This window comes from Bradyrhizobium sp. YR681, assembly GCF_000282615.1.
GTDB lineage: Bacteria > Pseudomonadota > Alphaproteobacteria > Rhizobiales > Xanthobacteraceae > Bradyrhizobium.
In genome coordinates, this window is the sequence record NZ_AKIY01000190.1 from 39010 (window position 1) to 52311 (window position 13302).

The window sequence follows — 13302 nt, forward strand, 5'->3', positions numbered from 1 at the left end:
CGGCGCCCCGGCCGGACGGCCAGGGCGCTGCGATCAGACTTGCCCAGTGGCGGAGAAACGTCAGGGAGGCCCCCGACAGAGGGCTTACACCCCCGCCATCATCACGTATTTGATCTCGACATATTCTTCCATGCCGTGACGCGAGCCTTCGCGCCCCAGACCGCTTTCCTTGACGCCGCCGAACGGCGCGACTTCGGTTGTGATCAGGCCGGTGTTGACACCGACCATGCCGGACTCAAGCGCCTCGGCGACGCGCCAGACGCGGCCGAGATCGCGGGAGTAGAAGTAGGAGGCAAGACCGAACGGCGAGGCGTTGCACATCGCAACAACATCCGCCTCGTCCTTGAAACGGATCACCGGCGCGAGCGGGCCGAAGGTTTCTTCCTGCGTCACCAGCGAGTCCGGCTTGACGTCGGCGAGCACCGTCGGCTCGAAGAAGGAACGCCCGAGCTCGCTGCGCTTGCCGCCGGTGACGATTCTGGCGCCGCGCTTGACGGCATCCGCAATGTGCCGCTCGACCTTGTCGACCGCCTTCAGATTGATCAGCGGGCCCTGCGTGACGCCGGCTTCCGTACCGTCGCCGATCTTCATCGCCGCGACCTTGGCCGAGAGCTTCTGCACGAACGCGTCGTAGATCTTGTCCTGGGCGTAGATGCGGTTGGCGCAAACGCAGGTCTGGCCCATGTTGCGGTACTTCGAGACGATCGCGCCTTCGACGGCGGCATCGATGTCGGCGTCGTCGAACACGATGAAGGGCGCATTGCCGCCGAGCTCGAGGCCGAGCCGCTTCACGCCGACCGAGGCCTGCTGGTAGAGGATCTTGCCGACCGGGGTCGAGCCGGTGAAGCCGACGAAGCGCACCGCCGGATGCTCGCACAGCACCTTGCCGATCGGCGGTGCATCACCGGTGACGATGTTGAGCACGCCCTTGGGGATGCCGGCCTTCTCGGCGAGCACGGCGAGCGCCAGTGCGGACAGCGGCGTCTCGTTGGCGGGCTTGAGCACCACGGTGCAGCCGGCCGCCAGCGCCGGCGAGACCTTTCGGGTGATCATCGAGTTCGGGAAATTCCACGGCGTGATGGCGCCGCAGACGCCGATCGGCTGCTTGATCGCGAGCAGGCGGGCATCGGGCCGCTGGCTCGGAATGGTCTCGCCATAGACGCGCCTCGCCTCTTCCGCGAAGAACTCGATATAGGCGGCGCCGATGTCGACCTCGCCCAGCGCCTCCGACAGCGGCTTGCCCTGCTCGGAGGTCAGGATCAGCGCGAGATCCTCGCGGTTGGCGGTGATCAGCTCGAACCATTTGCGCAAAATGTTGGAGCGCTGCTTGGCGGTGTGCTTGGCCCAGGCCGGAAAGGCGCGCTGGGCGGCTTCGACCGCCTTGGTCGTGTCCTCGGCACCAAGCTGCGGAACTTTTGCGAGCTCGACACCGGTTGCGGGATTGTTGACGGCGAAGACCGGCGTGCCGACCCAGGCGCCGTCGATGTAGCAGGCCTCCTTCAGCAGCGAAGGGTCCTTCAGCCGGTCGCGCAGGGTGGCGGTGGCTTGAGTGGCGCGGGCAGCGGCAGTCGGGGTCATGGCGTTACTCCCTGGGGGCAATCGGATCGGCCCGGAATATAGGGAGAGACGGCGCGCAATGCACCGTCCCGCAACGCACATCTGGTGGCAGTTAAGCTGAGAGCGGCGATCTTATTGTTTGAGCATGATCTTTCCGGAAAACCGCTGCACGCTTTTGCGGATCATCCTCTACGCAGCGCCGCTCATATAGGTCTCGCGACGGCCGATCATGCGCTCGGCGGCCGCCTTCGCGTCGGCCTTCGAGGACGTTGCGCAGGTCCGGTATTCGAGATCGGGCACATCGGACGCGTTGCGGCGGCCGAACCAGTTCTTCGAGCCCACCGGCAGCAGCGCCAGCGACTGCGCCAGATTGTCCACCGCGCCGAACGAATAGAGCGCGCCGGTGCCGGCGATCCGGACTTCGTAAATGCCGGGCGAGATCGGCGCCTCCAGGTTCTCGCCCCGTCCGGGACGGGGATAGCGCTTCCATTCGCTCCAGGTCGAAATCATCTGAGGTCCCCCTCGCGGCCGGTGTCGGCCGCCAAATTTGCATCAAGTCTTAACGTCGGCCGTCAATCGGCCGAGTGCTGAACGCCGCATCGCACAAAATGTTTCAAGTGCTTCAAACACCCAAAACATATCGCCAGAGCCCATCCACGGTCACGGTCGGTTGCGGCCATCCACCGCAGTTTGTGACGGAGTGTTGCAGTTCAGCCGCCTTGTCGTCCTACGCGGGACACAGACCGTCAAGTCACGACATCGCGACCGGCGTGGGCATCTCGACGCGCTTGCCGCGCAGCGCATGCAGGAGGACAATCGATCGCTTCCAACAATAATCAAACCGGAGGAAACGCGGATGCAAAGCAAAGCCCAGATCGACGAGATCCTGCGCCAGAAGAGCGACGCCAGGGAGGTTCCCGGAATCGTCGCCATCGCCGCCAGCGGTAACGAAGTGCTCTATCAAGGCGCGTTCGGCAAGCGCGATCTGTCAAAACCCGATGCGATGACCGCGGACAGCGTGTTCTGGATCGCCTCGATGACGAAGGCGGCGACGACGGCCGGCGCGATGCAGCTGGTCGAGCAGGGCAAGCTCTCGCTGGACAAGCCGATCGGCGAGGTGCTGCCCGATCTCGCCAAGCCACAGGTGCTCGAAGGCTTTGACGCCAATGGCGAGCCGAAGCTGCGACCGGCCAAGGGGCCGATCACGCTGCGCCAGCTCATGACCCACACCGCCGGCTTTGCCTACGACATGTGGAACAGCGATCTCGGGATTTACCTTGAGAAGTCCGGCACGCCCGGGATCATCACCTGCCAGAACGCGGCGCTGAAGACGCCTGTCATGACCGATCCCGGCACGCGCTGGGAATACGGCACCAATATCGATTTCGTCGGCAAGGCGGTGGAGGCCGTCAGCGGCAAGACACTGGACGCTTATCTGCGCGGCAACCTCTTTGCCCCGCTCGGTATGTATGACACCGGCTTCAAGATCACCAACGACATGCGGAGGCGCCTCGTCGGCATGCATGCGCGCGGCGAGGACGGCCAGCTCGGATCGATCCCTTTCGAGCTTGAGCAGAATCCGGAATTCCACATGGGTGGCGGTGGTCTTTATTCGACCGCGGCCGACTACATCAAGTTCACGCAGATGATCCTCAATAAGGGCCGCAGCAACGGCGAGCAGGTGCTCAAGGCCGAGACCATCGCCATGATGGGGCAGAACCAGATGGGCGATCTCAACATGACCAAGCTGCCGACCGCGGCGCCGATGTTCACCAACGACGTCGATCTCTATCCGGAGCAGGTGAAGAAGTGGGGCCTCAGCTTCATGATCAACACCGCCAAGACGGCCGAGGGGCGCAGCGCCGGCAGCCTTGCCTGGGCGGGGCTCGCCAACACCTATTACTGGATCGATCCTGCACGCGACGTCACCGGCGTGATCCTGATGCAGCTCTTGCCGTTCGCGGACGGGAAGTGCCTGGAGGCATTCGCGGGCTTCGAGCGCGGGGTCTATGCCGGGCTCGATGCGGGGAGCGGGCAAAAGGCGGCGTGAGGGATTGGGGCTCTCACCACACGTCATTGCGAGCGTAGCGAAGCAATCCAGAGTCCCTCCGCAGGAATAGTCTGGATTGCTTCGTCGCAAGGGCTCCTCGCAATGACGAGGAGAGAGCGGGGCCTTAAACCGTCAGCCCGCGCTGCTGCGCGAGCTCCTTCAGCGACACAAGCGGACGCGCGCCGATGTGCTGGATCACTTCGGCGGCCGCGAGCGCGCCGAGCTCGCCGCACTGCTTGTACGGCAGGTTGCGCGCCAGGCCATAAAGGAAGCCGGCGGCGAAGAGATCGCCGGCGCCGGTGGTGTCGACGAGTTTTGCGATGGGAGCGGCCGGCGCGGCGACGGCGTCTTCAGCCGAAACCACCATGCAGCCCTTCTCGCTGCGGGTGACCACGCCGAGGTTGACGTCGTTGCGCAGCTGCTTCAGCGCGGTGTCGAAGTCCGAGGTCATGTAGAGCGAGTGCAGCTCGGACTCGTTGGCGAACACGATGTCGACGGTGCCGTTACGCATCAATCCGAGGAACTCGTCGCGATAGCGATCGACGCAGAAGGAATCCGACAGCGTCAGCGCCACCTTGCGCTTGGCGTCATGGGCGATCCTGGCGGCCTTGACGAAGGCGTCCTTGGCGTTCTTGGGGTCCCAGAGATAGCCCTCGAGATAGACGATGCCGGCAGAGGCGATCTCGGCCGGGTCGATGTCGGCCGGCGACAGATCCTGCGCCGCGCCGAGATAGGTGTTCATGGTGCGCTCGCCATCGCCGGTGACCAGGATGTAGGAGCAGCCGGTGGCGGCGCCGTCCTTGGCGGCGGGCGTGTTGAAGGCGACGCCGGCTGAACGGATGTCGTGGACGTAGAGCTTGCCGATCTGGTCGTCCTTGACCTTGCCGACATAGGCTGCGCGTGCGCCGAGGCTGCCGATGCCGACGATGGTGTTGGCGGCCGAGCCGCCCGAGACTTCCGTGGCCGGGCCCATGTCAGCATAGATGGCGGCGGCCCGCGCCTCGTCGATCAGGGACATGCTGCCCTTGGCCATGCCATGCTTGGCGAGGAAAGCCTCATCGGTCTTGACCAGGACGTCGAACAGCGCGTTGCCGATGCCGAGAACGTCATATTTCACGTCAGCCATTCACCTTGATCCTGTTTGGCGGATTGCGAACCTTGGGGAAATCCGCTTCCTGTCAGCCTGAAATCTGGCTCGCGGCCTATCACGACCGGGCCGGCACGGGCAAGCAACGGTATTATTAAAGGGCAATGATCCGCTCCTTCCTGACCGTCTCGACGGGAACACTGGCCTCGCGGCTGCTCGGTTTTGCGCGCGATTCCCTGATTGCCGCCCTGCTCGGCACCGGCGCGGTGGCGGATGCGTTTCTGGCCGCCTTCCAGCTCGTCAACGTGGTGCGGCGGCTGCTCAGCGAGGGAGCCCTGAACGCGGCGCTGATCCCGGCCTGGCTGCGCATTCGTGACCGCGATGGCGAAGACGCCGCGTCCGCGTTCGCCGGACGCGTGCTCGGCACGGTCAGCGCGGCCTTGATCGTGATCTCGCTTCTGATTGCACTGGCGATGCCGCTGATCATCACGGTGATCGCACCGGGATTCCTCGGCAGCGGGACACTCGATCTCGCGGTCCAGAACGCGCGGCTGATGCTGCCTTATCTGGCCTTCGCCGGCCCCGTCACGGTGCTGATGGGCCTGCTCAACGCGCAAGGGCGTTTTGCGCTGACCGCATTCTCTCCGCTGCTGTTCAACATCGCGCTGATCGCTGCGATCGCGGTGCTGCTCGTCGGGCATGCCGATGCCACGTCCGCCGCCTGGATGCTGGCGGCGACCGTGGGCGTTGCCGGCCTGCTGCAACTGCTGATGCTGCTGTCACAACGGAGTGCGCGTCTTGCGACGCCTTTGCGGGTGAGCTTCGACAAGGAGATGCGCGGCTTCTTCGCCAAGGCCATCCCCGGCATGATCGCAAGCTCGGGTCCGCAATGGCTGATGGTCGCGGGCGCGATCATCGCATCCGCGACGCCATCTGCGGTGTCCTGGCTCTATTTCGCCAACCGCCTGATCGAGCTGCCGCTTGGCATCGTCGGCGTCGCCATGGGCACGGTGCTTGTGCCGGAGCTGACGCGCGCCGTCACCGGCGGCGACCGCGACGCTGTCGCGCATGCGGAATCGCGCGCGCTGGAGCTTGCGACCGGGCTGGCGCTGCCGGCGACGCTCGGCCTGATCGTGCTCGCCGAGCCGATCGTGCGGCTGCTGTTCGAGCATGGCGCCTTCGGCGCGGAGGACAGCACGTCCACCGCACGCGCGCTGATGTGGCTGGCGCTGGGCCTGCCGGCCCACGTGCTGATCAAGGCGCTGTCACCGGCGTTCTATGCCCGCAGCGACACGATGACGCCGCTGCTGGCTACGGCCAAAGGCTTTGTGGTCGCGGTCGCCCTTGCGGTCCTGCTCGGCCACTATTTCGGCGCGACCGGAATTGCCGCGAGCATCGCGGCCGGCGCCTGGAGCAGCGCGCTCTCCCTGCTCCGGAAAGGCACCGGCGAATTCGGCTTCTCGATCGACGCCGCCGCGCGAAAACGGCTGCCGCGGATCGTGCTCGCCGCCGCTGCCATGGGCGCCCTGCTCTGGCTGACCACGGGCCTGGTGCCCGCCGGGGCGCATGGCCTCATTCGCGTCATTGTGCTGGGCTTCCAGATCGCGGCCGCAATCGCGGTCTATGGCCTGCTCCTGCAAATCCTGGGCGCAGCGTCCTGGCGCGAGGCGGCGGGCGCCCTGAAGCGGCCCGCCTAGCCCGGCCTCGGCGCGCGGGCCATCGAATTACCCTTGACGGGGCAGCGCCGCTGTTGGAAACGACGGCCCGAATACCTCTGGGAACACTTGCCATGCCATTCGTTGAACGGGTTTTTTCGGGCGTCCAGCCGACCGGCAATCTGCACCTCGGCAATTACCTCGGCGCGATCGTCAACTTCGTGAAGATGCAGGACACCCACAACTGCATCTATTGCGTCGTCGACATGCACGCGATCACGCAGGGCGTGGACGTCTGGGGCGGACCGGCCGAGCTCGCGCGCAATACCCGCGAGGTGACCGCGGCGTTCATCGCCAGCGGCATCGATCCGAACAAGCACATCGTATTCAACCAGAGCCAGGTCTCCGGCCACGCCGAGCTCGCCTGGATCTTCAACTGCGTCGCGCGCATGGGCTGGCTCGGCCGCATGACCCAGTTCAAGGAGAAGGCCGGCAAGGACCGCGAGAACGCCTCGGTCGGGCTGTTCGACTATCCCGTGCTGATGGCCGCCGACATCCTGCTGTACCGCGCCACCCATGTTCCGGTCGGCGAGGACCAGAAGCAGCATCTCGAGCTCTCGCGCGACATCGCGCAGAAGTTCAACAACGACTTCGCCGATTCCATTCGCGCGCAAGGCGCCAATGACGGCCTGTTCTTCCCGCTGCCGGAACCGCTGATCACGGGACCGGCGACGCGCGTGATGAGCCTGCGCGACGGCACCAAGAAGATGTCGAAGTCGGATGCCTCGGACAATTCCCGCATCAACCTCACCGACGATGCCGACACCATCGCGCAGAAGATCCGCAAGGCGAAGACCGATCCGGAACCGCTGCCATCAGAGGAAAAGGGCCTGGAAGCGCGGCCCGAAGCCGACAATCTCGTCGGCATCTTCGCCGCGCTCTCCGGCCGCCCCAAGGCGGACGTGCTCAGGGAATTCGGCGGCGGACAGTTCTCCAGCTTCAAGAACGCGCTGGCGGAGCTGTGCGTGACGAAACTCGCGCCGATCGCCGACGAGATGAAGCGCCTCGTCGCCGACCCCGGCCATATCGACGCAATCCTGAACGACGGTTCCGACCGGGCCCGCGCCATCGCCGACGAGACCATGAAGCTCTCGAAGGACATCGTCGGGTTCATTCGTCGGCGCTGATCGTTGCGTTCGCGAACCGGCCTGCGCGACGGCGCAGGCTGACGTGCCCTCTCCCAAATGCAGAGAGAGTGTGGCAGCATGCCGCCCGTGCACATTCCGGGACATGCATGACCAGCAAGCGACTTTGCTTCGAGCCGGGTCACAAGCCCAAATGCCTCGTCATCGTCGACGACACCGCCGAATGGGATCGCGCGGTGTATTACGCCAGCCGCTGGGCGATCCGCGCCGGCGGCGGCGTGGTGATGCTGCGCATCATCGAGCCCGAGCAGCAGACCCAGGAATGGCTCGGTGTGGCCGACATCATGCGCGCCGAAGCGCAGGAAGCGGCCGAGGCCGCGCTCGACCGCGCCGCCGGCCGTGCCAACGGCATCGCGGCGATCACGCCGGAGCGGGTGATCCGCGAAGGCGCGGCGATGGAACAGCTGCTGGCCGTGATCGACGAAGATCCTGATATCGCCATGCTGGTGATCGCCGCCAATCCAGGCGCGGAGGGACCGGGACCGCTGGTCTCGCTGCTCGCGCATGCGCTGGGCTCGTTCCCGGTGCCGGTGACGATCATCTCGGGCGCACTGAGCGATGAAAGCGTGGATTCGCTGTCGTAGGCGTGCAGCCAGCCAGATATTCGTCATGCCCGGACCTGTCCCGGGCATCCACGTTCCTGGCGCCGCGAAGCAAGGCGTGGATGGCCGGGACAAGCCCGGCCATAACGGCGCAGAGGCTTTTTGGGCACCCTAACCCGCTGATATAACAACGAAACGCCCTCCCCACCCCTTGATCGTGCGTTCCCCGTCGCCATCTGCTACTGGATAGCTTACGCGCCGGCCTTGAACCGGCGACGTCTGGAGAAAACCATGTTCATTCAAACCGAAGCCACCCCCAATCCCGCCACGCTGAAATTCATTCCCGGCCGCGTCGTCGTCGATGGCGGCCCGATGGAGTTTGCGAACCGCGAATCGGCCGCGCGTTCGCCGCTGGCGGAAAAGCTGTTCGACGTGCCCGGCGTCACCGGCGTGTTCTACGGATCGGATTTCATCACCGTGACCAAGGCCGACGGTGAATGGCAGCAGCTCAAGCCCGCGATCCTCGGCGCCATCATGGAGCACTACATGTCCGGCGCGCCGCTGCTCGCCGATGGCGCGGCTCCGGGCGATGCCGATCTCGACGACGAGGACGAGTTCTTCGACGAGTCCGATGCCGAGACGGTCGACATGATCAAGGATCTGATCGAGACCCGCGTGCGTCCGGCCGTCGCCAATGACGGCGGCGACATCACCTTCCGCGGCTTCAAGGACGGCATCGTCTATCTCAACATGAAGGGCTCATGCGCCGGCTGCCCGTCATCGACCGCGACGCTCCAGCACGGCATCCAGAATCTGCTGAAGCACTTCGTGCCGGATGTGGTCGAAGTCCGGCCGATGTAGGCGAGGTGCCGTAGGGTGGGCAAAGCGAAGCGTGCCCACGTCTCTGCCATAAGATAATGGTGGTGGGCACGGCGCAGATGCGCCTTTGCCCACCCTACGAGACTACGACATCTTCCTACGCCGCCTGACCGATGCTCGCGGCCTCTTCCGCCGCCTTGCGCATGCTCGCCGACATCTCGTTGGTGACGGTGCTCTGCTCCTCGACCGCGGCGGCCGTTGACGACACATATTCGCTGACGCCCTCGATCGCGCCCCGGATCGCTCCCAGCGCGGAGACCACGTCGACCGAGATGCCGTTGAGATTGCCGATCTCCTGCTCGATCCGGTCGGCCGCCTGCTTGGCCTGATTGGCAAGGTTCTTCACTTCCGACGCCACCACGGCAAAGCCGCGACCGGCCTCGCCGGCGCGCGCGGACTCGATGGTGGCATTCAGCGCCAGCAGATTGATCTGGCCGGTGATGTTGCCGATGAGCTGCACGATCATGCTCATCGACTCCGCCGCCTGCGTCAGCCGCTGCGCCTGCTGGTCCGCCGCCTCGACCCGATCGACCGCGGTCGATGCGGTCTCGCGCGAGCGCGTCATCGCTTCCGCGATCTCTCGCACCGAGGCGTTGAGCTCCTCGGCTCCGGCAGCGACCGACTCCATCATGTCGCGCACCTTCTCGCTGCGCTTGCGCGCGATCACCTGGGCGGTGGTGTCGGAGGCGTACTTCACGACCTTGAACGGCTTGCCGTTGAGATCGCGGATCGGATTGTAGGAGGCCTGGATGAAGACCTGCCGCCCGCCCTTGCCGATACGCTGATATTCGCCGGACTGGAATTCACCGGCGTTCAGCCTGGCCCAGAAGGCGCGATAGGCTTCGCCGTCGCGCTCATCGGCGCCCACGAACATGCTGTGATGCCTGCCGACGATCTCAGGCAGCGTATAGCCGAGCGCGCCGAGGAAGTTCTCGTTGGCGGTCAGGACCTTGCCGTCCATGTCGAACTCGATCACGGCCTGCGACTTGCCGATCGCCTCGATCTGCCCGGCAAAATTCGCATTCGACAGCTTTTGCGCGCTGATGTCGGTGGCGAACTTCACCACCTTGAACGGCTTGCCGGCGTCGTCGAGGATCGGATTGTAGGAGGCGAGAATCCAGACTTCTTTCCCACCCTTGCCGAAACGCTTGTACTCGGCCGACTGGAATTCGCCGCGGGCGAGCTTCGCCCAGAACGCGCGGTAGGCCGCGCTGTCACGCTCGCCCGCACCGACGAACATGCCGTGATGCCGGCCCTGGATCTCGTCGAGCCGATAGCCCATCACACCCAGGAAGTTTTCGTTGGCGGTGATGATGGTGCCATCGAGATTGAATTCGATCACCGCCTGCGCGCGGCCGATCGCGGAAATCTTTCCGGCATCTTCCAGACTGCGGATCTTGCGCGCCGTGATGTCGGTCGCGAACTTGATGACCTTGACCGGCTTGCCTGCCTCGTCGATGATCGGATTGTAGGACGCCTGGATCCAGATCTCGCGGCCGCCCTTGCCAAGGCGCTTGTATTCCGCGGATTGATATTCGCCGCGGGCAAGCTTCGCCCAGAACTCGCGGTAGGCCGCGCTATCCCGCTCCTCCGGCACCACGAACATGCTGTGGTGCTTGCCCTTGATCTCGTCGAGCCGATAACCGATCGCATCCAGAAAATTCTGGTTGGCCGTGACGATGGTGCCATCGAGATTGAATTCGATGACCGCCTGCGACTTCGACAGAGCGCTGACCTGAGCCATAGCTTCGCGAGCCGAAGAACCGCTTCGCCAAAAAGACATAAAAGAAACCTTTCCAAAGGACCGGAAGATGCGCGGATCGACCGCGCGGATGTTTCGTTCTGGTCGTCGCTAACGTGCCTTCCGCGCTTGAAAGGTGTCTGATGATTGCTAATCGTTCCTTAAAATTTAAACATTTCAAATAGTTAGATAACTCATAAGTTGCAAATTGATGCATCTGCTTCAAAAGGGGGCACGAAGATTTTTGCAAGTTCCCGCTCACGTAGAATTACGGGGCAGATCGTGCGCCTGTCGAGAAATCAAACTTGGACTGGTTCAACCGCGTCGGAACCGACTAAGCTGATTCGATGCTGATCCTTGCCATCGATACCGCGCTGGAGGCGTGCGCGGCCGCCGTTCTCGACACCGACGCCGGCGAGCTCCTCGCACAGGAAACGCTGCTCATGAAGCGCGGTCACGCCGAAGCGCTGATGCCGATGATCGCGCGCGTGATGCAATCGGCCAATCTCGCCTTCACTTCGCTCGACCGCATCGCCGTCACCGTCGGGCCCGGAAGTTTCACCGGCCTGCGCGTCGGCATTTCGGCCGCACGCGGCCTTGCGCTCGCGGCCAAGCGCCCCGCCGTCGGTTTGACGACGCTATCCGCCTATGCCGCCACCGTCGTCGGCCAGAGCGGAACGGCGCCGGTGATCTCGGCGATCGATGCGCGGCACGACCACGTCTATTTCCAGATCGTCGCCGGCGACGGCAGCCAGTTGGTGCGACCGGGCGTCGCCCCCATCGACGAGGCGATCGCGGCCTCGCGGTTCGGCGCGCCGCATCTGGTCGGCAATGCCGCGAAAATCCTCGCCGATCGCTGGCCGAAGGATGGACCGCAGCCCATTGCAGTCGACGCTCGGCCGGCGCCTGACATCAGCTGGGTCGCATGGCTTGGCGCGGCGGCCAACCCTGACACCACGCCGGCGCGGCCGTTCTATCTGAAGGCGCCCGACGCAAAGCCGGCCGCATTGCCGCCGCTGGCACAAGCCGCCAGCTCATGATGAGATGGTTTTCGGAATGGTGGCGCGGCGGCACGGCCGCCGTCGAGCCCGCCTCCACGCGCGACGCCGCGCGGCTCGCGCAGCTTCACGGCGCCTCCTTCGCGCACGGCTGGGGCGAAAGCGAATTCGAGAGCATGATGAGCGAGCGCAACACGCTGGTGCAGCGGTTGCGCCTCGGCCGCAAGACGATCGGCTTTGCCGTGTCGCGGATCGGCGCGGACGAAGCGGAAATCCTCTCGATCGCGGTCGACCAGGCCCATCGCGGCCGCGGCCTCTCCCGCACGCTGCTGATGACCCATCTCGGCCACCTCGCAGGGCGCGGCGTCCGCACGATCTTTCTTGAAGTCGAGGAGAATAACCAGCCGGCGCGACGGCTCTACGATCGGGCCGGATTCATGGTGGTCGGACGCCGCGAACGCTACTATAAGCAGCCGAACGGGGACCAATTGAACGCCCTTCTGATGCGACGTGACTTGTCGTAATATTGATGGCAGAAGGCGCCCCCGTCAGGCAGACAACACATGACTGGACTTAAAGCTTCCGCCGCATCCAAGGCCTCCGGTATCGAGGCGCGCTGTGCCGCCACCGGCATGCGCATGACCGAGCAGCGCCGCGTCATCGCGCGCGTGCTGGCGGAGGCGGTCGATCATCCCGATGTCGAGGAATTGTACCGGCGCTGCGTTGCCGTCGACGACAAGATCTCGATCTCGACCGTGTATCGCACCGTCAAGCTGTTCGAGGATGCGGGCATCATCGAACGCCATGATTTCCGCGAGGGCCGCGCGCGCTACGAGACGATGCGCGACAGCCATCACGACCACCTCATCAATCTGCGCGACGGCACGGTGATCGAGTTCACCTCCGAGGAGATCGAGAAGCTGCAGGCTGAGATCGCGCGCAAGCTCGGCTACAAGCTGGTCGACCACCGGCTCGAGCTCTATTGCGTCCCGCTCGACGACGACAAGCCGACCTCTTAAGTCTAGTGCCCATCGATCTCATCATCTTCGATTGCGACGGCGTGCTCGTGGACAGCGAGGTGATCTCCTGTCGTGCGCATGCGGATGTGCTGACGCGGCACGGTTATCCAATCACATCCGAGCAGGTGCTGGTGCGCTTCCTCGGCGTATCCGAGAAAGATGCGCGACGGATGGTCGAGCAGGAAATCGGCCGCAGCCTCCCCGACGATCTGGAGAGCCAGGTGAACGCGGCGACGCTGCAATTCTACGCCAGCGATCTGCAGCCGATCACCCATGTGGCGGCAGCGATCGCCGCGATCGATTTGCCCAAATGCGTTGCCTCGAGCGGCACACCGGAAAAGATCCATCACGGCCTGACATGCGCCGGGCTCTATGACCTGCTCGCCCCGAACATCTTTTCGGCAAGCCAGGTCGCGCGCGGCAAGCCTGCGCCCGATCTGTTTCTGTTTGCCGCCGGGCAGATGAAGGCCGCACCGGAACGCTGCGTCGTGATCGAGGACAGCGTGCCCGGCGTAACCGGCGCGCACGCCGCCGGGATGACCGTGCTGGGCTTTCACGGCGGCAGCCAC

At 64.7% G+C, this 13302-nt stretch carries 13 protein-coding genes; 9 read left to right on the plus strand and 4 right to left on the minus strand.

Features of this window, described 5'->3' with window-relative positions; genetic code table 11:
- Nucleotides 1-84: 84 nt before the first annotated feature.
- Both PMI42_RS16620 and PMI42_RS16625 read right to left on the minus strand, forming a co-directional pair.
- Nucleotides 85-1578 (minus strand): NAD-dependent succinate-semialdehyde dehydrogenase, encoded by a 1494-nt coding sequence (locus PMI42_RS16620; protein ID WP_008136075.1) that lies wholly within the window; start codon nt 1576-1578, stop codon nt 85-87.
- Nucleotides 1579-1746: 168 nt separating this feature from the next.
- Nucleotides 1747-2067 carry a hypothetical protein gene (locus tag PMI42_RS16625; RefSeq protein WP_008136077.1) on the minus strand — a complete coding sequence of 107 codons (321 nt, stop codon included), beginning with the start codon at nt 2065-2067 and terminating at the stop codon, nt 1747-1749.
- Between the two features lie 346 nt (nt 2068-2413).
- Between PMI42_RS16625 and PMI42_RS16630 the strand changes: the two genes are divergently transcribed.
- Nucleotides 2414-3607: a serine hydrolase domain-containing protein gene (locus PMI42_RS16630; protein WP_008136079.1), complete on the plus strand. Its 1194-nt coding sequence runs from the start codon at nt 2414-2416 to the stop codon at nt 3605-3607.
- A 124-nt stretch (nt 3608-3731) separates the two neighbouring features.
- Here the strand turns inward: PMI42_RS16630 and PMI42_RS16635 are convergent, their stop codons facing one another.
- Entirely contained in the window at nt 3732-4733 is a 1002-nt protein-coding gene (locus PMI42_RS16635; protein WP_008136081.1) for an adenosine kinase, read from the minus strand.
- A gap of 125 nt (nt 4734-4858) precedes the next feature.
- On the opposite strand from PMI42_RS16635, the gene murJ reads away from it, so the two are divergent.
- From murJ to PMI42_RS16655, 4 genes are all read left to right on the plus strand, one after another.
- Nucleotides 4859-6391: a murein biosynthesis integral membrane protein MurJ gene (murJ, locus tag PMI42_RS16640; RefSeq protein WP_008136084.1), complete on the plus strand. Its 1533-nt coding sequence runs from the start codon at nt 4859-4861 to the stop codon at nt 6389-6391.
- 92 nt (nt 6392-6483) lie between these two features.
- Nucleotides 6484-7536, plus strand: a complete 1053-nt coding sequence (trpS, locus tag PMI42_RS16645; protein ID WP_008136085.1) for a tryptophan--tRNA ligase — start codon at nt 6484-6486, stop codon at nt 7534-7536.
- Between the two features lie 107 nt (nt 7537-7643).
- Nucleotides 7644-8138 (plus strand): universal stress protein, encoded by a 495-nt coding sequence (locus PMI42_RS16650; protein ID WP_008136088.1) that lies wholly within the window; start codon nt 7644-7646, stop codon nt 8136-8138.
- A gap of 249 nt (nt 8139-8387) precedes the next feature.
- Nucleotides 8388-8957 (plus strand): NifU family protein, encoded by a 570-nt coding sequence (locus PMI42_RS16655; RefSeq protein WP_008136090.1) that lies wholly within the window; start codon nt 8388-8390, stop codon nt 8955-8957.
- A 115-nt stretch (nt 8958-9072) separates the two neighbouring features.
- Here the strand turns inward: PMI42_RS16655 and PMI42_RS16660 are convergent, their stop codons facing one another.
- Complete coding sequence (locus tag PMI42_RS16660; protein ID WP_008136093.1) at nt 9073-10719, minus strand: methyl-accepting chemotaxis protein; 1647 nt, start codon at nt 10717-10719, stop codon at nt 9073-9075.
- A 344-nt stretch (nt 10720-11063) separates the two neighbouring features.
- Between PMI42_RS16660 and tsaB the strand changes: the two genes are divergently transcribed.
- From tsaB to PMI42_RS16680, 4 genes are all read left to right on the plus strand, one after another.
- Nucleotides 11064-11756 (plus strand): tRNA (adenosine(37)-N6)-threonylcarbamoyltransferase complex dimerization subunit type 1 TsaB, encoded by a 693-nt coding sequence (gene tsaB / locus PMI42_RS16665; protein ID WP_008136095.1) that lies wholly within the window; start codon nt 11064-11066, stop codon nt 11754-11756.
- Entirely contained in the window at nt 11753-12238 is a 486-nt protein-coding gene (gene rimI, locus PMI42_RS16670) for a ribosomal protein S18-alanine N-acetyltransferase (protein WP_008136097.1), read from the plus strand. Before tsaB ends, rimI begins: the two co-directional genes overlap by 4 nt.
- A gap of 39 nt (nt 12239-12277) precedes the next feature.
- Nucleotides 12278-12733, plus strand: coding sequence for a Fur family transcriptional regulator (locus tag PMI42_RS16675; RefSeq protein ID WP_008136099.1), 456 nt, complete (start codon nt 12278-12280; stop codon nt 12731-12733).
- 5 nt (nt 12734-12738) lie between these two features.
- On the plus strand, nt 12739-13302 hold a 564-nt coding region (locus PMI42_RS16680), incomplete at its 3' end, for an HAD family hydrolase (RefSeq protein WP_008136101.1).

Coding starts and splice junctions, on each gene's coding strand:
- PMI42_RS16620 (WP_008136075.1), bottom strand. CDS start 1,578: ATGACCCCGACTGCCGCTGCCCGCGCCACTCAAGCCACCGCCACCCTG.
- PMI42_RS16625 (WP_008136077.1), bottom strand. CDS start 2,067: ATGATTTCGACCTGGAGCGAATGGAAGCGCTATCCCCGTCCCGGACGG.
- PMI42_RS16630 (WP_008136079.1), top strand. CDS start 2,414: ATGCAAAGCAAAGCCCAGATCGACGAGATCCTGCGCCAGAAGAGCGAC.
- PMI42_RS16635 (WP_008136081.1), bottom strand. CDS start 4,733: ATGGCTGACGTGAAATATGACGTTCTCGGCATCGGCAACGCGCTGTTC.
- murJ (WP_008136084.1), top strand. CDS start 4,859: ATGATCCGCTCCTTCCTGACCGTCTCGACGGGAACACTGGCCTCGCGG.
- trpS (WP_008136085.1), top strand. CDS start 6,484: ATGCCATTCGTTGAACGGGTTTTTTCGGGCGTCCAGCCGACCGGCAAT.
- PMI42_RS16650 (WP_008136088.1), top strand. CDS start 7,644: ATGACCAGCAAGCGACTTTGCTTCGAGCCGGGTCACAAGCCCAAATGC.
- PMI42_RS16655 (WP_008136090.1), top strand. CDS start 8,388: ATGTTCATTCAAACCGAAGCCACCCCCAATCCCGCCACGCTGAAATTC.
- PMI42_RS16660 (WP_008136093.1), bottom strand. CDS start 10,719: ATGGCTCAGGTCAGCGCTCTGTCGAAGTCGCAGGCGGTCATCGAATTC.
- tsaB (WP_008136095.1), top strand. CDS start 11,064: ATGCTGATCCTTGCCATCGATACCGCGCTGGAGGCGTGCGCGGCCGCC.
- rimI (WP_008136097.1), top strand. CDS start 11,753: ATGATGAGATGGTTTTCGGAATGGTGGCGCGGCGGCACGGCCGCCGTC.
- PMI42_RS16675 (WP_008136099.1), top strand. CDS start 12,278: ATGACTGGACTTAAAGCTTCCGCCGCATCCAAGGCCTCCGGTATCGAG.